The organism is Streptococcus sp. ELY_137 (assembly GCF_058314515.1).
The window spans coordinates 206,640-226,765 of sequence record NZ_JBZFUL010000001.1; the positions used below are offsets into that span (position 1 = coordinate 206,640).

Here is a 20,126-nt window from a genome sequence, read left to right on the forward strand (position 1 = left end):
AAAGAAGATCTGTATTTATTGTTGGTATTAGTTTTGTTGGGAGTCGTCATTATGTTTCACCGATAAATCTTAAGGGGGGATGATTGATGTTTGATGATTGGATCGAGACAGTTAAAGAGCATAAAGCAGTGACTGGGTTGGTGTCAGTTTTGATCATTTTAGTGCTGGTTTTGGCTGTTAATTTGTATGGAGGAAGGCAGGCAGCAAGCTTTCCAGAGGCTGTCTCGTCTTCTGTAAGCCAGAGCAGTTCGTCTTTTGGCAGTTCTTCTGATGCTCACAAGCAAACTGATACCATTGTGGTGGATGTTAAAGGAGCTGTAAAAGCAGAAGGGGTCTATGAACTGCCGGCTGGCAGTCGAGTGACAGATGCTATCAAAAAAGCTGGTGGTTTTGCGGATAACGCTAACAAAAAGACGGTGAATCTGGCTCAAAAGCTTGATGATGAAGCCGTAGTTTATGTGGCTGCTCAAGGTGAAGAAGCGCCAGAGGTGGTGGCTAGCAGTGATAATGCAGAAAAGGGCAGTCAAGCTTCTGATAATCAGGATAAGGTTAATATTAATACAGCTAGTAAGGAGGAATTGCAGACGATTTCAGGTATTGGTGAAAAACGCGCCCAAGATATTATTGACTACCGAGAAGAGCATGGTGGCTTTAAATCCCTTGATGAGCTAAAAAATATTTCAGGTATTGGCGATAAAACCTATGAAAAAATTGAACCTGAGGTAACACTATGAGTAATTTTTTCCCCTTTAAGCCAATTTATCTGGCTTTTTTACTGATTTTAATCTACTATCTAGTTGTTTTTTGGCATCCTTTGGTCGTATTGATTTTAGCTTTTGTACTTAGTCAGCTATGGCGGCATTACAGCGTTAACATTTTCGGTTTTGTTCTTGCTGTTTTACTAGTGTTTGGTCTACTAATCTATGCCTATCAGTCAAAAATTCAGTATGACTATAGGAATACTTCTGAGCGAGTTGAACAATTAACGATCGTGCCGGACACACTGTCTGTAAATGGCGATCAGTTGAGCTTCCATGCTAAGGCTTATGGTCGGACTTATCAGGCTTTTTATCGGTTAAGATCAAGACGGGAAAAGGAGTTTTACCAACATTTAACTAAGCAAGTTGTTCTGCACGTTTCTACTAAGGTGGAGAAAGCTCAAAGTCAGCGCAATTTCCATGGCTTTGATTACCGATCTTATTTAAAAAATCAACAAATTTATCGGGTCGTCAATATTGAACACATTGAATCTGTTGCATTATCTAGGCGTTTGACTGTTTATGAGCGTTTGCATGAACTGCGACGCCAAGCTTTAGTTTATTGTCAAAGTAGCTTTCCAAGTCCTATGGATCACTATATGACAGGACTTTTATTTGGCTATCTTGATAGAGACTTTGATAGAATGAGCGACATTTATACGAGTTTGGGGATCATCCATTTATTTGCGCTATCTGGTATGCAAGTTGGCTTCTTTGTGGGAACCTTTCGTAGGATCCTGTTACGGATAGGAATCCGACAGGATTGGGTAGATATATTACAGGTGCCTTTTTCTGTCTTTTATGCGGCTATGACAGGTTTTGCTGTCTCAGTGGTAAGGAGTCTGATTCAGTCTTGGCTGAAATGCTTAGGACTCCAACGTTTAGATAATATGGCCATCACTATTTTTATCATGTTCGCGCTTATGCCCCAATTTTTGCTGAGCCTCGGCGGTATTCTCAGTTTCACCTATGCATTTATTTTGGCTGTCTTTGATTTTGAGGCTTTGTCGGGGATTAAAAAATATTCAGTGCAAGGGTTTAGCCTTTCTTTGGGGATTTTACCAGTCTTGCTTTATTCCTTTTCCGCTTTTCAGCCCTTATCGGTTCCATTGACAGCTATTTTTTCTCTTCTCTTTGATACTTTATTGCTACCATTTCTCAGCCTGGCCTTTTTAATCAGTCCCTTGATTAAACTGACTAGTGTCAATATCTTTTTTATCGGCTTGGAAAAGGTAATCTCTGGTATTTATACTGTGTTAGGAAGGCCGCCTATTTTTGGCAGCCCTAGTTTGTTGTTACTGCTAGCTATGATTCTAGCTCTGGCTTTTCTCCATGACTATTGGTCCAAAAAGACTATCAGGTATGCTCTGATGGTAGGCTTTTTCTTTCTTTTGGCTTGGGTCAAGCATCCTTTAGTTAATGAAGTGACTATGATTGATGTTGGGCAGGGCGATAGTATTTTTATACGGGATAGTTGGGGCAAGACCATACTAATTGATACAGGAGGCAGAGTCGATTTTGATGAACAGGAAAATTGGCAAAAGAGGGAACAAGAGAGCAATGCAGAAAAAACAGTGATTCCTTATCTAAAAAGCAAAGGTGTGGGGAAAATTGATCAATTAGTCCTAACCCATACAGATACTGATCATATTGGAGATTTAGAGGAAGTTGCAGAAAATTTTAAAATCGGTGAGATCTTGGTTAGTCCGGGGAGTCTGACCAAGCCTTCTTTTGTAAGCCGATTGAGGCATCTTGAAGTTAATGTACGGATAGTTCGGGCCGGAGATCAACTGCCTATTATGGGCAGCCAACTAAAAGTTCTCTATCCTAATCGTATTGGCGATGGCGGTAACAATGATTCTCTTATTCTTTACGGAAGGCTTTTGAATAAAACCTTTTTATTTACAGGTGATTTGGAAACCCAAGGAGAAACAGAGCTCTTACAAGCCTACCCTACTCTTCATGCAGATATCCTAAAAGTTGGTCACCATGGCTCCAAGGGCTCGACCAGTCAAGCTTTTTTAGAACAACTGCGAGCTGATACAGCTCTTATATCTGTCGGTCAGCACAATCGTTACAAGCATCCTAGTAAGGCAACTTTGCGACGCTTGGACAGACAGGGAATAGCCGTCTACCGAACAGATAAACAGGGGGCGATTCGCTGCTATGGCTTGTGGTGCTGGTCTTTGGAAACTGTGCGATAAGGTCATTAACATAATCAGCAATTGTAGAGTTTTTATGATTCTTTCTATATTTCCTTTCCCCTAAGTTTGTAATTAACCTTAAATTATGCTATCCTAATAGGTAATCATTTATTTAGGAGATAGCCTATGTTTACAGCTTATACTAACTTTTGGAAACAGTATGTTGACTTTAAAGGGCGTGCCAAGCCTTCAGAATTTTGGTGGCCTTTTCTCTTTAATAATCTAGTGAGGTTAGGCTTTTATTTAATTTTTATCATTGATTTAGTACTGCCTTTCAGCCGTCGTGTAGCAGAAATGCAGGAAAGTGCTTTATCGACAGAAGGAATATCTATTTGGACAGATATCTCCCCTGTTGTCGTTGTTACTTTAATTCTTTGGCTCATCTTTGAACTAGCTATTTTAGTACCTAGTCTGGCAATTGGTGTTCGCCGTCTTCGTGATGCAGCCTTTCATTGGACATTTATCTTTTTATACGGTGCAGCTTTGCTGATTAGTTTAATCCCGCTCGGTTGGATCTTAGCTATTCCTTTGACCATTGCGAGCATTGTACTTTGGGCTTTTCCAAGTCGTGAAAAGAAACCCAAAGCTAACTCTTTCTATAATCAGGCTGCCGTACAATTTGTAACAACACCGCAAGCTGGTTTTGAGCAGCCTACACCACCAGTACAAACACCACAAGCTCAGCCGCAAGCTGCTCAAGCGTTGATCAATGGTCAGCAAGTACCTGTACAGCCACAGCAGTTCAATGCGAGCCAGCCTGGTCAAACTGTACCACAAGGCCAGCCGTTTCAGGATCCATTTGGTCAGCCTGCACCGCAAGCTCCTGTGATGCCTCAAAATCCTAATATTCCTCAAGGAGATGGCTTTGCACCAGCTCAACAGGTCAATCCTCAGATGCCTCAACAGCCACAAACTCAAGCACCGCAAGTGCAAGATGAGTCTTCTCAGCAAAATTCAAATAATTTCACAAATACGCCACAGTAAAAACTTTATTTGCTGAGCTTTTATGAGATTATCAATTCGTGTATAAACTTTACGTAATAATAGGAGTGCCCACCTAGTTGGTGGGGCTTTTTAATTAGTTATTTATGTCTCTAACTCGGCCTTCTATATGAGGCGATATAATAGTGGTTAATGGCTACAAACAGTTGAATATCAGGCTTCAGACAAAAGCGGTGGAGGATATTAATATTAGTTTAGGTGCCTAATTCTTACCTTTTCTGTTCACTTGGTACGGATGATTTTCAAAGGTGGGCAGTTAGACCGTAAGGCAGGGCTCTAGGATTTTCTTGACTGTGCTCTCAAGCTTATCTCCAAGAATCTTTAAGGGAGAGTGGTCAGCCTTCACACCGTGCTGGTTAAGTGCACTGGGTATACTAAGGCCACTCCTCAGCAATTTCAGGGGTAAGCTTCTCAATTCTCTTACGCTCCTTATCAACAAGTCAAGGTTCCCAAGGACAAGTCCCTCAATCGCCTCGCCGGACTAATACTCAGCCCGTCCCTACTCCTAGTCAGCCCTTGTACCAGCAGCCAGCAGGGAATCTAGCTGCTCAACCGCAGCAAGCAAATCAAGAGTTCCAAGGATTTGTTCCTGACGCTGGAATGGCTAAAAGGCAGTACGGACGGGGGGAGGAGATTTCTAGCAAGGATCAGTTTCAGAGTCCACAGATGGGTGGGTAAGCCCATCAGCCACAAAATCCTACCAATATTCCCCAATAAATCTCATGGGACAATTTTCGTGAAGACTGTCCTGTTTGACAGGTTTTAAGTTTTAGTTTAAAATAAGCTTTAATAAGAAAAAGGAGTTATTTCATGCTTGAAGCATATAAGAATTATTGGAAACAGTATACCGATTTTAGCGGTATCACAAATCGCCCTGGATTTTGGTGGGTCTACTTGATGAATGCCCTTATTATCTTCGGTTTTTGGCTTATTACTATTTTTATGCTGGCTCTTATCTTCTCAGCTAGTGGAACAGCTGGTGTTGGATTTAGTATTTTATTCTGGTTACTGTGGCTAGCTTGGGGGGTGGCTAATATTGTGCCTTGGATAGCTATCACAGTTCGCCGTCTGCGTGATGCCGGTTATGACTGGCCTTGGATTTTTATTGCCTTTGTTCCAGGGGTTGGAAGTATTGCCTTAATTGTCTTGCTCTGTATGCCGTCTAAGGTTATGGCATTTGGAAATTATCAGCAGTATCAACAGTATCAGCAATATCCTAATCAGGGTGCTCCGACGACCGGTTTTCAGCAACCGAATCCGATGAATCAGTCCTTTAATGCTCAAGCGCAGCAACCGATGACTGGCGGTCAACCAATGAATCCTGACTTCCCACCTCAAGGTCAGTTTACTGCTGCTCAGCCACAGGCACCGCAACAGCCTCTTCAGGGAGCTGCTGTCCAGCCAGAAGCTGTTCAAGGAGCGACAAGTACAGCACCGACGACGCAATCACAAAATATGTCCGAATCTGGTTATACAGAAAGTCCATTTCAATAAGCAGCAGGGAACGGTTTGGCCTTAGGCCGAATCGTTTTTATGATATAATAACGTTATGATTGCAATTGAAGAAGTTGAAGGGTTAACCAAGGAAAAGTTGCCTTTGATTACCCTAGTGACAGGAAGTGACTCAGGACAATATAGTCACCTCAAGCAGATATTTTTGGAACGAGTGAGGTTTGATGCCAGTGATTTAACCTTTTCTTATTTTGATTTTCCTGAGAATAGATTTGCAGAAGCTCAAATGGACTTGGAAAGTCTGCCTTTCTTTTCGGATGAGAAGATTGTTATTTTTGATAATCTTTTAGATATCACGACTGCTAAAAAGTCTTACTTAGATGAGAAAGAAGTAAAAATGCTGGAAGCCTATTTGGCTAATCCTGTAGAGACGACACGTCTGGTTATCTTTGCTCCTGGGAAATTAGACGGTAAGCGTCGGTTGGCCAAATTACTTAAGCGTGAGGCAAAAATTTTTGAAGCAGCGGAACTTAAGGAAGCAGAATTGCGCACTTACTTTCAAAAGTTAGCCCATAAAGAAGGACTGGTTTTTGAAAGTGGTGCTTTTGAAGAACTTCTGGTTAAATCTAGCTTTAATTTTAGTGATATTCAAAAGAATCTGGTCTTCCTGAAAGACTACAAAGCAGACGGGCGTATCAGTGTTCAGGATATTAATGAAGCTATTCCAAAGACACTGCAGGATAATATCTTTGATTTGACTCAGTTTATCTTAAATGACCGCATAGATGAAGCACGTGATCTGGTTCACGATTTGCGCCTTCAGGGGGAAGATGAAATCAAACTGATTGCGATCATGATAGGGCAGTTTCGCCTTTTTACTCAGGTCAAAATTCTCAGTCAGGAGGGTAAGAATGAGTCGGCTATGGTGAGCAGGTTATCTGAACTTTTGGGGCGCAAAATCAATCCCTACCAAGTGAAATTTGCTGTGCGAGACAGCAGGAATTTGAATCTGTCTTTCCTTAAAAATTCTTTGGAACTCCTAATTAAGGCAGATTATGATATTAAGCAAGGAAAACTGGATAAGGAGTATCTCTTCGATTTAGTCTTGCTTAAAATAGCGCATGAAAGACAGGATTTATCCTAGTAGTACCCTGGTGCGAAAACATACTGATTGGGCAAACAGGTTAGTCGATGCTATTAGGTAATGCTCCTTAAGGCTAACAAAGAGGTGCAATAGAATAGATCTTGAAAAATTTTTTCTTCCAGCTTTGCTGAGATAGTCTGCATATGGACACAGGCCTTGATAGCTTTTCAATATAAGCTATAACACCACTTACCCCATCCATACAAGAATGAAAATTCTACATCTTCGCTAAGTAAAGAGAGTGAGAACATAGTAGTATATTTGAAGAGTAAGCAAATTTCTTGAAAGCTCTACCACTTTCCTATAGAATGAGAATATCAAAAAGAAAAGGGGAAACCTATATGGCCGTTATTTTACCTGATCTTCCATATGCCTATGATGCTTTGGAACCCTATATCGATGCTGAAACAATGACTCTCCACCATGATAAACATCATGCCACCTATGTAGCTAATGTGAATGCAGCTCTGGAAAAACATCCAGAAATTGGTGAGGACTTGGAAGCTCTCTTATCAAATGTTGAAGCGATTCCAGCTGATGTTCGACAAGCGCTTATCAACAATGGCGGTGGCCACCTTAATCATGCTTTATTCTGGGAATTGTTGTCGCCTGAAAAGACTGAAATCACATCCGAGGTCGCTGCCGCTATTGACGAAGCTTTTGGCTCCTTTGCCACTTTTAAAGAGGCCTTTACAGCAGCGGCGACTGGCCGGTTTGGTTCGGGCTGGGCTTGGCTGGTTGTTAATGGTGATGGAAAGCTTGAAGTGACCTCAACAGCTAATCAAGATACACCAATTATGGAAGGTAAGAAACCTATTCTTGCACTTGATGTTTGGGAACACGCTTATTATTTGAGTTACCGCAATGTGCGACCAAATTATATTAAGGCCTTTTTTGAAATTATCAATTGGAATAAGGTCGCTGAACTCTACGCAGTAGCTACAAAATAAGTTACTATTGCTTAAATGTGGAGCGTTCTTTTACAAGAAGAACGTTCTTTTTATTTTTGACTCGCTTGATGAGGGATAAAAGATGGGAAGTTGTAAAAAAATTGTTGAAAATAGTAGATTTAGCTTGCAAAAACTCAATTTTCCCTTAAAATAATAGTGATGGAAGTTATATCAAAAAGAATTACTATAGTATTAAGTATTATTCTGCTTATTGTTCTAGGTATTCTAGGCAGTTTTTATTTGCAAGATAGTTGGAAAGCAGCTAGGCAGCAGGCCGACCAAACGTCTGGTTCCAGCCGAGGCAACCAGAAGGAAGAAAAGGTGATGCCGCGCAATAAATCTGCCGAGGAAAAACAGGCTGTCATGATGGCGGATGCTGATCACATGAATGCTTTGGGACTTTATTACGACTATGCTAATATGAGTTTGAATGATACCGTTAACACCTTTTTAGCTGAGCAAGGGATTGATCCGTCACAGGTAGCTTTTTCTTATAAAAATCCTGCAACCAATGAAAGCTTCTCGATGAACGATACTGAGCTTATGACGGCAGGATCGACTTATAAGCTTCCTTTAAATATGCTAGTGGTTGATGCTGTGCAAGACGGCCAGTTTAATTATGACCAGCGTTTCGATATCACACAGTTGGACTATGAATACCAAGGTGAGCATGACGCTTATGTCAATAATTATGGCGGTAGTATGAGTATCCCAGAAATGCAGTATGGTTCTTTGGTAGTATCAGAAAATACACCAGCATATGGCTTAGCTAGCTTGCTGGGCGGTGTTGAAAAAGCCTACAGTATGTATACGCGTTACGGGAAGTCGAATAATCCTGATGTACCAGCCTTCCAATACCAAGGTAATAAAACAACAACAAGCTATTATATTCAGGTTTTGGATTATCTCTATAAGAATCAGGAGAAGTATAAAGATATTTTAAACTATTTGGGAGAGTCCTTTCCGGATGAATATTATAAAACCTATCTGCCAAGTGATTTAACGATTTATCAAAAGCCAGGCTATGTTAGAGAGGCGCTCAATGTCGATGCTATTGTCATGGAGTCTAGTCCTTATCTTATTGCTATCTACACACGTTACCTAGGTGGTTCTAGCGAAAGCAGTTCAGAAATCAATGATTACGGCTATAGCCAGCTGGCTATGTTGACTTATGTCATTAATGAGTGGCACAGGGTCAATATGAATTAGTCCTTTTCTTGTTTTATCTCAAAAAGATTTCAAGTCTCCCCTTGTTTGTGGTATAATGGAAACAATTTTGAATCAATGATAGTGCTGAGCTCATTTCCAGCCCAATTTTCGTCAAGCGAATCGACCCTTAGTATCTTAATAAAAGGAGATAATATGTTGACATCTTACCGTGAAGGCCAATTAGATGATATTAAGCAAAGAATGTATACTTATTTAACACTGGTACGCAACTGGTTTCTTCTCTTTTTACTCTTGTTCGTAGCAGCTCTTGTTTACTGGTTTATGTATCCTAAAAATATTATGGAAGCCGCTTTTAGCTTGATTAGCTTTTTACCGCTTTTGGCTTTAGGGGTCCAGTATGTACGTGAAAATAACATCTATCGCAAGGAAGCATCTGCTATTCTCAATCAAGATCTTGACTTGGAAAAGTATGCTCAAATTTTGGACTATGAAACCTTGGTAACTGTGAAGTTTCAAACGAATTGGGATCGAATCATTATTCGTAAAGCTGAGCTGGCTTGGTTGCAAGGGAATTTTGAAGAGACCAATAAATTTCTTGAAATGGTTAACCCCTTGAAGGTTCGAGTATCACCTAAGGAGCGGACGCCGCTTTTGTTGACTTACTATTTGGTTGAATTTGCGACTGGGCTCTTTGAAGGAAAAGAGGTAGAGCTTCAAAATTATTTGTCTAGGGTAGAGGAATTGGTGGTTCAAAATGATGCCGAGGCCACACAAAAGACTTATACTCAGCAGATTCTCAGCTTGATGAACAGCGTATTAAAGGATAAAGAGGCTGTTAGTGATTTTGATGATATCCCCGTTAACTATAAGCTTGAAGAAGTACTTCGGGACTATCTCTTGGCAGAAAATGCTCGATTGGCAGAAGATAAGGATATTTCTAAAAAGCTTTTTAAAAAGGTTTCTCAGGAAGAAAAGTCCCTTTACCTTGTCAAACAAGCCAAGGCAGCTGTGAAACAAATGAAATAAAAGAGCTCCTTGTCAACTATTATAGTAGGTGACAAAAAGCTTGATTCTAGAGAGAAACCAATCGGTTTTCTCTTTTTTAGTGTTCAAGGTTAAGAAGATCTTCTTCTTGAATTGGGGAAATTTCTAAATCCAAAAACTTGTCACTTAATATTATTGAAGTTACTAATTGCAAAATTTATAGAACGTTCGAAGTTTAAAAGTTTGTTAGTGATTGTTACTCATCCTAGACTTACAAATTCAGAAATTTACTGTTCAGCGTGTGCGGTTTTAGGAGCATAAAAATGCATGATTTGATTTCTCACATAAATGTAGTCAACGATATAGTTGAAAATCTATTACCAATTATAAAATGCTGACAGATAGACAATCTTATTTCTGCTTTATGAACTTTTCTACAATTGTTGATTTGAAAGCTAGAGACGTCTTTAAAACCTAAAACGATTATAAACTTGTCGGGAGTTGAGGATGTGATATAATGAGTACGATATGTGATTTTAAAGGGTAAATTTATGACTAAAATTTGTGATTTTTTACGAAATCTTTTTAATAATGATAATAACATTCAATTGGGTAATCAAAATATTCGTGGGAATAGAAACACTATAGATAATAGGCGTATAGATGCAAGTACTAATGTAATACTAGTATCAGATAATTCAATAAAGTTAATCTCCCAAAGTAGAAAAGGGAAGATGATCTTGTTAGCTTTAATTGCTGCTGCTATACTTTTGGGAATTTTTTTATACCAATATATTAAAAGTCCAACGATTAGCTCGATTACTGTCAGAAACGTTCCGAAGGTTGTTGATGGTGAGGAACTGCCCATAGCTCAAGATAAAAAATATTATGAAAACTATATTGAAAATGAGCTGATTATTGATAATCCTCCTAAAAAGAATATCCATGTAAAAAAACTGATTGTTGATAATATAAAAATCCAAGATTATCAGTATGAGGATGTTGTTATGCAGAATGGTTTTGATAATGATAATCAAACTGTAGACTTTATTATTTTTAATAATGGAACTAAAAAGACTAAAAGTAAAAAATATACACTAAAAATAAGCTATAGTAATTCGGTTACTGATACTACTAAAGAAATAATTTCTCAAAATATTGATGAGAATGGTTTGGAAAGTGGTGAGATCAATAGATTAATTTCAGAGAAACTAACTAGTCAAAATATATTGAAGCATTTCTCAAATAAAGTAGAAGATGGTAAACAATCGGTCAAATTAGAAATAAAAGATTTAAAATCGAAAAAAGTTAAAAGTAAGATTGAAGTTTTATATTCAAGCTCAAAAAAGAAATTTGAAACAGGAGGTATTGGATTCATTGGAGGCATTGATAAACCACTTGTCCCTATTGTTGAATTAGTTTCTCCTTATCAAAAGAAATTTGAATTTACTGTGAATTGGTTTTTAGCCGAAAAAAACAATGAGCGTAAGTTTAATATTTTAGTAGATAAACCAAGTAAGTTAACGTATAATGTTAAACTATTAGATGAGAATGATAAAATTTTAACAAACTCGATAAAAAAGGAAGTACCTGTTCGCTTTTCTGTTTATAAACTACAAAATTCTCAGGAACTATATAATTATATGACTTCTAATAAACTTTCTACCAGTAATGCTGAAGAAGTCAACCGAAGAGAACCTGATCTAATCAATAGTGTTGAAAAGACAAAAGAAGAATATAATTTAGAGTGAGTATTTCTATTCAACTATTTAGTTAACTGCCCAACGAGAAGGCTGCCTCAGCCTTCTTTTTATTTTTTCGCCAGTATTAGTTTTTTGTGTTACTTATGGAATCGATAGCAACTGTAATCAAGTTATGTTAAACGGTTATGGTAGATATTAAGATGAATGGTTGGACTGCCAATAATTCTTAGGCTTTTATGGAAAATCGTTGCACTTAGTTTGGCCATCGTCCTATAAACCATAAGAAAAATTTATAGTCAACAATAATAAAAATAGATTAGGCAGATGTCTTTGGAGATGGTAAGATAAGAGCAAGTTTTATGGGAAGTAACAATATCTCTTCTTGTTTTTGCCATATAAGTAAGACATTTTAGAGCAAGTGTTGTTCTCATTTTAAATGATTGTAATTTCTTACTGGGGCTAGGCTAATCACTGTGCTGAATGCTTTACCAGATGGATGAGCTAGTGAAGATGATGACTGGTACAGACTGGATGTCTTCAGGGGAATTTGCTTTAGAAACATGGTATAGATTGTTTTATTTCCTATTTTTCTTTAAAACATTCAAGGGATTCGCATTTTATTTAGATAAGGAGATGAGCTTATGACTGATAGTAAAAAGGAATGGGTTTTAAAGGCTTTTTGTGGAGAAGCTGTGGATAGAGTACCAGTTGGCTTTTGGTATCATTTTTTGCCAGAAGAGGAATTGGGACAAGGGCTTAACAGTCGCACGCTTTTTAATAAAAATCTAGAAGGACATCGTCAATTTATCAAGGACGTTAATCCTGATTTTATCAAGATTATGAGCGATGGTTTTTTCACCTATCCCAATCCTCTGATTTCTACCAATGTCTCTTCTATTCAAGAATTAGCGGATATCCGTTCTATCGGTGAAGATCATCCTTGGTTTGAACAGCAGGTGGAGTTAGTTAAAGCGATTAAGAATAGTTTCACAGAGGATATTGTTGCGATTTATAATATTTTTGCTCCTGTGACTTACCTTAAATGGCAGTTGTCTGGTCAGATAGCAAGCGGAGACACAATCATTGCTAACTTTTTGCAAGAAGATGCATCAACCTTGAAAAAAGTACTGGATACCATTGCCGAAGATATTGCTATTCTCGTCAGAAAAATCATTACCGAAGCTAATATTGAAGGGATTTATCTCAGTGTACAATCTATTCAGGATGATAGGGTCTCCGCAGAAGATTATCGCGATTATATCGCTCCTAGCGATTTGAGGATTCTTGAAGCAGCCCGTCAAGCTGATGGTTTAAGTGTCCTTCATATCTGTGGCTATGAGGGAGCTAGTAATGATATTCGATTCTTTAAGGATTATCCGGCACAGGTTTATAATTGGGCGGTAGGTCCAGAGGGAGTTAGTCTTTCTCAAGGACGCGAGATCTTTGGCGGTAAAACCGTTTTAGGCGGTTTTATCAATACTAAAGAAGGTCTTCTTTATCGCGGCAGTAAAGAGAGTGTACAGGCACAAGTGAAGGAGCTTTTGCAAGAAGCAGGCACAAGAGCTACGATTATTGGTGCGGATTGTACAATTCCCAGTGATATTGCCGCTGAGCGTATCGCTTGGGTCAGAGAAGCAGCTAGTTGGTAGAGTGGAGGTAAACGGATGGAACAGAAAAAATGGTTTGTGATTGGGGGGATCCTTGTTTTACTGATTGGTGGTACCTTTATTGGCCGTCAGCTTGCTGGAGATGGTGCCGCTAATGGTAAAGTAACTACCTTAAAAGTGGCTCATACACAAAATTATGCGCCCTATGATTATGTTAATGACAAGGGTAAGCATACAGGCTATGAAGTTGACGTTCTAAAAGCCATTGATAAGAAGCTGCCCCGGTATAAGTTTAAATACACTGGGACGAGCGATGAAGATTTGCTGATTGGCTTGGAATCTGGAAAGTATGATATCGGGACAAAGGGGGCCTGGTATACGAAGGAGCGGGCTGAAAAATTTATTATTCCTAAAGATGCAATTGGTGCTAGTGTCATCGGTTTTACGATTCGTAAGGACGATAAAGAAAAATTCAAAGACATTAATTCTTTTGCCCAATCCAGTGGTAAACTGGTTCCTATTTCCCCTCAAAATGCTCAGTGGAATGTGATTGAAGACTATAACAAGGAGCATAAGGACAGTCCAATAGACCTCAAAGCAGCTGAGAGCTTTACCATGGCAGATGCCTATGCTTGGGTACTGGAAGGGCGCTATGATGCCTATTTTGATATAAAGTTATCCTTTGAGCAGGCGGTTAAGGACAAAGACGGTGCCTACCACAAATATGCTGATCAGTTGACCTGGGTTCCATACAAAGGTATTGAGACCTATCCTTTAATTCATCGCAATAAATCTAATGAAAAATTTGTTAAAGAGTATGCTAAAGCTGTTAAAGAATTAGAAAAGGACGGCACTCTGGCTAAATTATCAAAGAAATATTTTGGAGAAGATGTCTTTAATTACGTGACAAAATAAGGAGGAGCCATGGTTTCTTATACGCCATCCTATATTTTTAAGTTTCTGCCAACGATTTTGTCTGCCTTACCTCTGACCTTGTGGGTTATTACCCTGACAGTGTTCTTGGGGACGCTTCTGGGATCCGGTTTGACTTGGGCACAGGTCGTACCTGATATGGGGCTGGCACGCATTGCTAGAGGGTATGTTTTCGCCTTGCGCTGTACGCCGCCCATTGTCTTACTCTTTTTAGTTTTTTATGGCCTGCCTGAATTTTTGGCTTGGTGGCTCCATTTGGATGTTGATAGCTGGTCACGAACTATTTTTGTTGTAGTGACCATGGTTTTACTCTTTGCTGCTTCTATATCGGAAGTTTTTAAAGCAGCCTATTTAGCAGTCCCTAAAGGACAGCTGGAAGCTGGATTAAGTATCGGTTTAACAGGCTATCAGACTTTCCGCCGCATCTTGTTACCGCAGATTTTTAGAATTGCGCTTCCCAATATTACAACGGCTATTTTGAATTTGATGAAAGATGCAGCCCTAGCCTACACTATCGGTTTGGTAGATGTTATGGGAGCGGGAAATTTGCTGATCAGTCGTAATTTGGGAAATTATTCGCTGGAAACCTATACAGCGGTAGCTCTTATTTATTGGGGGCTTGCTCTGATTTTATCAGTAGCCTCTCACTTGATGGAACATCGTCTGGATAGGGGCAATGCTTAGACCTAGGAGGGATCATGGATTTTAGCTATATTCTTCATACATTTTTACTCTCCTTACGAGGTGTTCCCGTTACCTTGGCGATTATGGCTGTTTCTATTCTGTTGAGTTTTTTCACAGCTCTTTTGTTGGCATTGGGAAGAATCTACAGAGTAAAAGGAGTAACAGCTTTTTCTGTAGTCTACTTGGCTTTTATTCGAGCGACACCTCCCATACTTTTAATCTTATTCTTCTATAGCCTTTTACCCAGTGTCTTAAATGCGATTTTAAAATCAGGTGGATTTGATATCTTTAAGCTCAATCCCATTTATTATGCTTTTATCATTTTTAGCCTGATGACAACGGGAACCTTGTCGGAGATTTTACGTTCCGCTATCTTAACGGTTGATAAAGGACAGCTAGAAGCCGCTCAGTCGATTGGTTTGACGACAAGTCAGAGTTATATCAGAATTGTTTTTCCTCAAGCCTTGAGAAATGCTCTTCCGAATCTTTGCAATTTAGTTATCAATATTGTTAAAGGAACATCCTTGGTCTTTGTTATGACAGTTAAGGATATCACAGCGATTGCTAAGGTGGAAGCAGCCCATGGCTATCAGTATTTTGAGTCCTACTTAGTTATTTTTATCATTTATCTTATTATCTGCGGTCTGATTCAATGGGGTTTTTCGAGTCTAGAAAAGCGGTTTGCTTAAGGAGACATTATGTTAGATATTAGAAATTTATCAAAGCAATTTGGGGATAAGACTGTCCTTGATAATGTTAGTTTGCAGGTCAATAAGGGAGATGTTGTTGTTATCTTGGGCCCCAGCGGTTCAGGAAAGACCACCTTTTTGCGCTGCCTCAATCATCTGGAAAAGGCTGATCAAGGGGAACTTGTCCTAGATAACCGGTCCTATAATCTGGAAAATTTAAATCGGAAGGATATTCTAACTATCCGCCAAAAAACAGCCTTTGTTTTTCAACACTATAACCTCTTTGCCAATAAGACAGCTATGGAAAATATTTTAGAGGGACTTATAATTGCCAGAAAAATTCCTAGGGAAGAGGCAGAGCCAATAGCTTTAAAAGCCTTGGAAAAAGTGGGGCTGCTGGGCCAAAAAGATTATTACCCCAATCAGCTATCTGGTGGTCAGCAGCAGCGCATTGGTATTGCGCGTGCTATTGCTGTCAAGCCTGATGTTATCTTTTTTGATGAGCCGACGTCTGCTCTGGATCCGGAGCTGATTGGTGATGTTCTGGGTGTTATGAAACAGTTAGCGCAAGAAGGTATTACCATGATTGTGGTGACACATGAAATGAGTTTTGCTAGGGATGTCGCCAACCATGTGGTCTTTATGGATGGGGGTCATATTATTGAATCAGCTCCGCCTCAGGAATTTTTCTCCGCACCGAAAGAGGAGCGGACACGCCGCTTTTTAGCACGCATTCTATCAGACGATGCTTATGCTGTTGATTATATTATCTAGTCAAAATTACGGCTTATAGACGGAAATCATTTAAAATAAATCCAGTTCTATTAGTTCTATTTCTGGGTGGCCTAAACAACTAAAGCACTGGGTCCTCGTTTATCACCGAACTTGGCGCCCTTGATAACAACGATAAAAAAAGAAAGAGTCACAGATCGACCACTTAAAACCATCGTTAGCACTTTTAGGTAACGATAGAAGAGAGGTAGAATCTGCGGCCCTTTTACTATTTAACAAACATGGCATCGCCGAAACTAAAGAAGCGGTAGCCTTCCTCAATGGCATGCTGGTAGGCATCGAGGACAAATTTACGGCCGGCGAAAGCAGACACCAGCATGACAAGTGTTGATTTGGGGAGGTGAAAATTGGTAGAGAAAGCGTCAACGATTTTGAATTGGTAGCCGGGTTTGATAAAAATATTGGTCCAGCCAGAGTCAGCTTGAATAGTGCCCCCAAATTTATTCCCAATGGTTTCCAAGGTACGGATGGATGTAGTGCCCACGGCAATGATACGTTTACCTGCTGCTTTTACCTCACGTAAGGTTTGTGCTGCATCATCGGATAGACTGTAAAATTCTGAGTGCATGTCATGCTCTTCGAGATTGTCAACGGCAACAGGCCTAAATGTCCCCAGTCCAACATGCAGTGTTAGATAAACAAGTTTTATACCTTTATTCTCAATCTTCTGGAGGAGCTCCTTGGTGAAATGCAGACCAGCAGTAGGTGCAGCAGCAGAACCGTTCTCTTTAGCATAGACAGTTTGATAGCGCTCCTTGTCTCCTAATTTTTCGTGGATATAGGGTGGTAGGGGCATCTCGCCCAAACTTTCCAAAACTTCAAGGAAGATACCTTGGTAGTGGAATTCGGCGATACGCCCGCCGTGCTCTAATTCCTCACGAATGGTTGCTGTGAGACGACCGTCGCCAAAACTAACCTTGGTTCCTACCTTTAGTCGCTTGGCTGGTTTAGCAAGGACTTCCCACTGATCACCTTGAGTATTTTTGAGCAAAAGAAACTCTACATGCCCGTGGGTTTCTGATTTTTCACCATAGAGCCGGGCTGGAAGAACACGTGTGTTGTTCATGACCAGCGCATCACCAGGATCTAGCTCATCTAAGATGTGGTCAAAGCGAGTATCTGTCATCATATGTGTTTGTCGGTCAATGACTAGTAGTTTTGAGCTGTCGCGTTTTTCCAATGGGGTCTGAGCAATGAGTTCTTCAGGTAAAGTAAAATCAAAATCATCTGTGTGCATGGCTTATCTTCTTTCTGTTAATTATCAGCTTTCCTATTATATCATGAGAGAGGATTTAGGGCACCTTTCTTTTTGTCTTCAATATCTGACTCCCTTTAACCCTTAATTGTAATGATTATTAATAAGTGCTATAATAAGGATAGTAATTAGAATAGTTATAAATAAGGAATTAGGGTACTGATTATGCTGAATTTACGACATTATGCCAAGTCCATTGTTTATGGAGGTCTGGATGGGATTGTGACTACCTTTGCAGTTGTAGCAGGTGCTGTTGGCGGCCGTCTTGGAACGATGGCCATTGTGATTATGGGATTTTCTAATTTGTTGGCAGATGGCTTTTCCATGGCGGTTGGTGATTACTTAAGTTCAACGACTGAAACGCAGACCGACAGTAAGCAAGCTCTTAAAAATGCCCTTGCGACCTTTTTATCTTTCAATATTTTTGGCCTCTTTCCTTTAGTTTCTTATCTCCTCGTCAATCGTCTGGGTGTCTTTAGAGGCTATACTTTCTGGGTTGCCTGTCTACTGGTCACGGTCGCTTTGATTCTGCTGGGTCTTGTTAAGGGAAGTATTACCAACCAAGGACGGTATAAGGAAGTATTTAGGACGGTTGCGGTTGGTCTTGTGGCAACTTTGGTTGCCTATTATATTGGTTATCTCTTGGGTGGTTTGGTTTAGAAGAGTTAGTTGTAAGAGAGGCACTAAGCAGCTGGCTAAGGGATTTGCTTTAATCGCACTGGAAGGGACTTATTGGATGCAATTGATAGTTTGGTATAGTTGACAGGATAATTTTTAATCACCTTCGGAGGGTGGTTTTATTTTATTTCTGACTCTTGACAAAAATTGGTATAGACCATATACTAATAGTAAGGAGGGATAGCGATGAATATTAAGATAGTTGCTTCACAGGAAGATGGCGCTCAATATGCCTTAGGCTTGGTAAAAGAAAAATTAGCACAAGGTGCCAGAGTCTTGGGCCTAGCGACAGGGAGTTCACCAGAGGCTTTCTACAAAGCGTTAGCTGCCAGTGACCTTGACCTATCACAGGTGACCTCTATTAATTTGGATGAGTATGTTGGTCTGGCCCCTGAGGATCCGAGATCCTATCATTATTTTATGAAAGATCAACTCTTTGATCACAAGAATGTAAAAGAGCATTTTCTGCCAGATGGCCAAGCGGAAAATTTGGAAGCGGCAGCGGCGGATTATGAGGACTTGATCGCTGATCATGGTATTGATATACAGATTTTAGGTATCGGTCGCAATGGACATATTGGTTTTAATGAACCAGGAACACCATTTAACAGTAGGACGCATGTGGTTGATTTAACGCCAAGTACGATTGAGGCTAATAGTCGATTTTTTGCAAGGCCAGAGGATGTGCCAACTCAGGCGGTCTCAATGGGAATTGCTTCTATCATGTCAGCTAAGAGCATTATTCTTTTTGCCTATAGTCAAGATAAAGCGGAGGCAGTCTCGCAGATGATCAATGGGCCAGTGACTGAAGCCTTACCAGCCAGCGTTCTGCAGGAACATCCGGATGTTACCATCATTTTGGATCAAGAAGCTGCCTGTAAGTTATGAGACAAAAGTAAGGAGCTGCCTAAGCTCCTTTTGTGTTACAATGAATGTATGCGATTAGATAAACTATTAGGTCAGGCGGGTTTTGGCTCTAGAAATCACGTTAAGAAATTGATTCGCAGTCTACAGGTGCGCGTGGATGGCCAGCTAGCGCGTTTTGACAGCCTCAATGTCGATCCCAGCCTGCAGACCATTACAGTGTCAGGTCAACAGCTCAGTCATTCTCCAGACACTTATTATATTCTCAATAAACCCAGGGGTGTGGTGTCAGCGGTAAAAGATACCCAGCACCAGACGGTCATTGATCTCATTGCCCCTGGTGACCGCAAGGAAGGCCTCTATCCCGTTGGCCGCTTGGATCGCGACACGGAAGGGCTGGTTCTTATCACCAACAATGGTCCCTTAGGTTTTCGTCTGCTCCATCCCAAGCACCACGTGGACAAAACCTATTATGTGGAGGTTAACGATACGCTTGCTTCTGATGCGCCTGCTTTTTTTGACAAGGGCATTGCTTTTTTAGATGGTAGGGTTTGTAAGCCAGCTAAGCTACAGATTATCAGTTCTGGATCAGAGCTCAGCAGAGCTTATATTACCATTTCGGAAGGTAAGTTTCATCAGGTCAAGAAAATGTTCCTAGCCTATGGTGTTAAAGTTACCTATCTCAGTCGTATTTCCTTTGGTCCTTTTGAGCTGGGAGATCTACCTGTGGGTTCTTATCGGAAACCAACAGTTGCTGAAAAAGAGTTATTAAAACGATACTTGGATTAAAAGAGGGAGAGAGGAGGTAGCTGGATATTAAACCGTGGTAGCAGGTGTATCACAGTCTTGCATCTCAGAGTCTTTCTAATTATTGTTGTGGTGATGACAATTATATCTCTCTGGGGAATTTGCATATCCTCAACTAACTAACTTCATTTTGGAATTTTCAAATTCTTTAAAAAACCAGCCTACGTTCTCGTAAGTGGTAAGAGTTTTTAGAATAGAAATAAATTAACCTTGATTAGAGGACAGAGTTACATCTGTTCTCTTTTTTTGTTGCCGTTTAATAGTGAGTCTATAGAGGAAGGAGCAGCAGCTATGAAAGGTTTAGAACTTATCCTAGATATTGATCAGTTGAAAATCTTTGAGGTGATTGATCATGATCATCCTGCAGTTGAAACAGGAACTAAAGGATTATCAGTGAGTTCTCAATATCAGCTGGATCTATTTGAAACAATGGGTTTGTAGGAGGGAAGA

19 protein-coding genes are annotated in these 20,126 nt (G+C 39.9%); 18 read left to right on the forward strand and 1 reads right to left on the reverse strand.

Features of this window, described 5'->3' with window-relative positions:
- Positions 1–86 precede the first annotated feature (86 nt).
- The 14 genes from AC4HAO_RS01000 (at position 87) to AC4HAO_RS01065 (ending at position 16,054) form a co-directional block, all read left to right on the forward strand.
- Positions 87–734, forward strand: coding sequence for a helix-hairpin-helix domain-containing protein (locus AC4HAO_RS01000; protein WP_491134288.1), 648 nt, complete (start codon positions 87–89; stop codon positions 732–734).
- A complete protein-coding gene (locus tag AC4HAO_RS01005; RefSeq protein WP_491134289.1) occupies positions 731–2,962 on the forward strand; it encodes a DNA internalization-related competence protein ComEC/Rec2 in 2,232 nt (743 codons plus the stop codon). Before AC4HAO_RS01000 ends, AC4HAO_RS01005 begins: the two co-directional genes overlap by 4 nt.
- Positions 2,963–3,088: 126 nt before the next feature.
- Positions 3,089–3,946, forward strand: a complete 858-nt coding sequence (locus tag AC4HAO_RS01010) for a DUF805 domain-containing protein (protein WP_491134290.1) — start codon at positions 3,089–3,091, stop codon at positions 3,944–3,946.
- 828 nt (positions 3,947–4,774) lie between these two features.
- Positions 4,775–5,458, forward strand: a complete 684-nt coding sequence (locus AC4HAO_RS01015; protein ID WP_491092518.1) for a DUF805 domain-containing protein — start codon at positions 4,775–4,777, stop codon at positions 5,456–5,458.
- Positions 5,459–5,513: 55 nt separating this feature from the next.
- On the forward strand, positions 5,514–6,560 hold the full coding sequence (gene holA / locus AC4HAO_RS01020; RefSeq protein WP_491134291.1) for a DNA polymerase III subunit delta: 1,047 nt from the start codon (positions 5,514–5,516) through the stop codon (positions 6,558–6,560).
- Between the two features lie 341 nt (positions 6,561–6,901).
- Positions 6,902–7,510, forward strand: a complete 609-nt coding sequence (gene sodA / locus AC4HAO_RS01025; protein ID WP_491092516.1) for a superoxide dismutase SodA — start codon at positions 6,902–6,904, stop codon at positions 7,508–7,510.
- A gap of 168 nt (positions 7,511–7,678) precedes the next feature.
- On the forward strand, positions 7,679–8,719 hold the full coding sequence (locus AC4HAO_RS01030) for a serine hydrolase (protein WP_491134420.1): 1,041 nt from the start codon (positions 7,679–7,681) through the stop codon (positions 8,717–8,719).
- Positions 8,720–8,872: 153 nt separating this feature from the next.
- The gene (locus AC4HAO_RS01035) at positions 8,873–9,706 is read left to right on the forward strand and encodes a hypothetical protein (RefSeq protein ID WP_491134292.1); all 834 of its coding nucleotides are present in this window, start codon (positions 8,873–8,875) and stop codon (positions 9,704–9,706) included.
- Between the two features lie 509 nt (positions 9,707–10,215).
- Positions 10,216–11,415, forward strand: a complete 1,200-nt coding sequence (locus tag AC4HAO_RS01040) for a hypothetical protein (RefSeq protein WP_491134294.1) — start codon at positions 10,216–10,218, stop codon at positions 11,413–11,415.
- 593 nt (positions 11,416–12,008) lie between these two features.
- Positions 12,009–13,016, forward strand: a complete 1,008-nt coding sequence (locus AC4HAO_RS01045) for a uroporphyrinogen decarboxylase family protein (protein WP_491134295.1) — start codon at positions 12,009–12,011, stop codon at positions 13,014–13,016.
- Between the two features lie 15 nt (positions 13,017–13,031).
- Positions 13,032–13,889 (forward strand): transporter substrate-binding domain-containing protein, encoded by an 858-nt coding sequence (locus tag AC4HAO_RS01050; RefSeq protein ID WP_491134296.1) that lies wholly within the window; start codon positions 13,032–13,034, stop codon positions 13,887–13,889.
- Between the two features lie 9 nt (positions 13,890–13,898).
- Positions 13,899–14,591 carry an amino acid ABC transporter permease gene (locus AC4HAO_RS01055; RefSeq protein ID WP_491092511.1) on the forward strand — a complete coding sequence of 231 codons (693 nt, stop codon included), beginning with the start codon at positions 13,899–13,901 and terminating at the stop codon, positions 14,589–14,591.
- A 14-nt stretch (positions 14,592–14,605) separates the two neighbouring features.
- The gene (locus tag AC4HAO_RS01060; RefSeq protein ID WP_491134297.1) at positions 14,606–15,280 is read left to right on the forward strand and encodes an amino acid ABC transporter permease; all 675 of its coding nucleotides are present in this window, start codon (positions 14,606–14,608) and stop codon (positions 15,278–15,280) included.
- A 9-nt stretch (positions 15,281–15,289) separates the two neighbouring features.
- Positions 15,290–16,054 carry an amino acid ABC transporter ATP-binding protein gene (locus AC4HAO_RS01065; protein WP_491134298.1) on the forward strand — a complete coding sequence of 255 codons (765 nt, stop codon included), beginning with the start codon at positions 15,290–15,292 and terminating at the stop codon, positions 16,052–16,054.
- A gap of 226 nt (positions 16,055–16,280) precedes the next feature.
- On the opposite strand, the gene queA is transcribed toward AC4HAO_RS01065, so the two are convergent.
- Complete coding sequence (gene queA / locus AC4HAO_RS01070; RefSeq protein ID WP_491134299.1) at positions 16,281–17,309, reverse strand: tRNA preQ1(34) S-adenosylmethionine ribosyltransferase-isomerase QueA; 1,029 nt, start codon at positions 17,307–17,309, stop codon at positions 16,281–16,283.
- Between the two features lie 183 nt (positions 17,310–17,492).
- Here queA and AC4HAO_RS01075 point away from each other — a divergent pair, with 183 nt between their 5' ends.
- The 4 genes from AC4HAO_RS01075 to AC4HAO_RS01090 all read left to right on the forward strand — a co-directional run bounded on the left by AC4HAO_RS01075 (position 17,493) and on the right by AC4HAO_RS01090 (position 20,117).
- Positions 17,493–17,987: a VIT1/CCC1 transporter family protein gene (locus AC4HAO_RS01075; protein ID WP_491092506.1), complete on the forward strand. Its 495-nt coding sequence runs from the start codon at positions 17,493–17,495 to the stop codon at positions 17,985–17,987.
- A 204-nt stretch (positions 17,988–18,191) separates the two neighbouring features.
- The gene (gene nagB / locus AC4HAO_RS01080) at positions 18,192–18,893 is read left to right on the forward strand and encodes a glucosamine-6-phosphate deaminase (protein WP_491134300.1); all 702 of its coding nucleotides are present in this window, start codon (positions 18,192–18,194) and stop codon (positions 18,891–18,893) included.
- A 48-nt stretch (positions 18,894–18,941) separates the two neighbouring features.
- Complete coding sequence (locus tag AC4HAO_RS01085) at positions 18,942–19,658, forward strand: pseudouridine synthase (protein ID WP_491092505.1); 717 nt, start codon at positions 18,942–18,944, stop codon at positions 19,656–19,658.
- A gap of 309 nt (positions 19,659–19,967) precedes the next feature.
- Complete coding sequence (locus tag AC4HAO_RS01090) at positions 19,968–20,117, forward strand: hypothetical protein (protein WP_491134301.1); 150 nt, start codon at positions 19,968–19,970, stop codon at positions 20,115–20,117.
- Positions 20,118–20,126 lie beyond the last annotated feature (9 nt).

Bases quoted from the DNA above. Each gene is read 5' to 3' on its own strand.
- AC4HAO_RS01000 (WP_491134288.1), top strand. From the start codon at position 87: ATGTTTGATGATTGGATCGAGACAGTTAAAGAGCATAAAGCAGTGACT.
- AC4HAO_RS01005 (WP_491134289.1), top strand. From the start codon at position 731: ATGAGTAATTTTTTCCCCTTTAAGCCAATTTATCTGGCTTTTTTACTG.
- AC4HAO_RS01010 (WP_491134290.1), top strand. From the start codon at position 3,089: ATGTTTACAGCTTATACTAACTTTTGGAAACAGTATGTTGACTTTAAA.
- AC4HAO_RS01015 (WP_491092518.1), top strand. From the start codon at position 4,775: ATGCTTGAAGCATATAAGAATTATTGGAAACAGTATACCGATTTTAGC.
- holA (WP_491134291.1), top strand. From the start codon at position 5,514: ATGATTGCAATTGAAGAAGTTGAAGGGTTAACCAAGGAAAAGTTGCCT.
- sodA (WP_491092516.1), top strand. From the start codon at position 6,902: ATGGCCGTTATTTTACCTGATCTTCCATATGCCTATGATGCTTTGGAA.
- AC4HAO_RS01035 (WP_491134292.1), top strand. From the start codon at position 8,873: ATGTTGACATCTTACCGTGAAGGCCAATTAGATGATATTAAGCAAAGA.
- AC4HAO_RS01040 (WP_491134294.1), top strand. From the start codon at position 10,216: ATGACTAAAATTTGTGATTTTTTACGAAATCTTTTTAATAATGATAAT.
- AC4HAO_RS01045 (WP_491134295.1), top strand. From the start codon at position 12,009: ATGACTGATAGTAAAAAGGAATGGGTTTTAAAGGCTTTTTGTGGAGAA.
- AC4HAO_RS01050 (WP_491134296.1), top strand. From the start codon at position 13,032: ATGGAACAGAAAAAATGGTTTGTGATTGGGGGGATCCTTGTTTTACTG.
- AC4HAO_RS01055 (WP_491092511.1), top strand. From the start codon at position 13,899: ATGGTTTCTTATACGCCATCCTATATTTTTAAGTTTCTGCCAACGATT.
- AC4HAO_RS01060 (WP_491134297.1), top strand. From the start codon at position 14,606: ATGGATTTTAGCTATATTCTTCATACATTTTTACTCTCCTTACGAGGT.
- AC4HAO_RS01065 (WP_491134298.1), top strand. From the start codon at position 15,290: ATGTTAGATATTAGAAATTTATCAAAGCAATTTGGGGATAAGACTGTC.
- queA (WP_491134299.1), bottom strand. From the start codon at position 17,309: ATGCACACAGATGATTTTGATTTTACTTTACCTGAAGAACTCATTGCT.
- AC4HAO_RS01075 (WP_491092506.1), top strand. From the start codon at position 17,493: ATGCTGAATTTACGACATTATGCCAAGTCCATTGTTTATGGAGGTCTG.
- nagB (WP_491134300.1), top strand. From the start codon at position 18,192: ATGAATATTAAGATAGTTGCTTCACAGGAAGATGGCGCTCAATATGCC.
- AC4HAO_RS01085 (WP_491092505.1), top strand. From the start codon at position 18,942: ATGCGATTAGATAAACTATTAGGTCAGGCGGGTTTTGGCTCTAGAAAT.
- AC4HAO_RS01090 (WP_491134301.1), top strand. From the start codon at position 19,968: ATGAAAGGTTTAGAACTTATCCTAGATATTGATCAGTTGAAAATCTTT.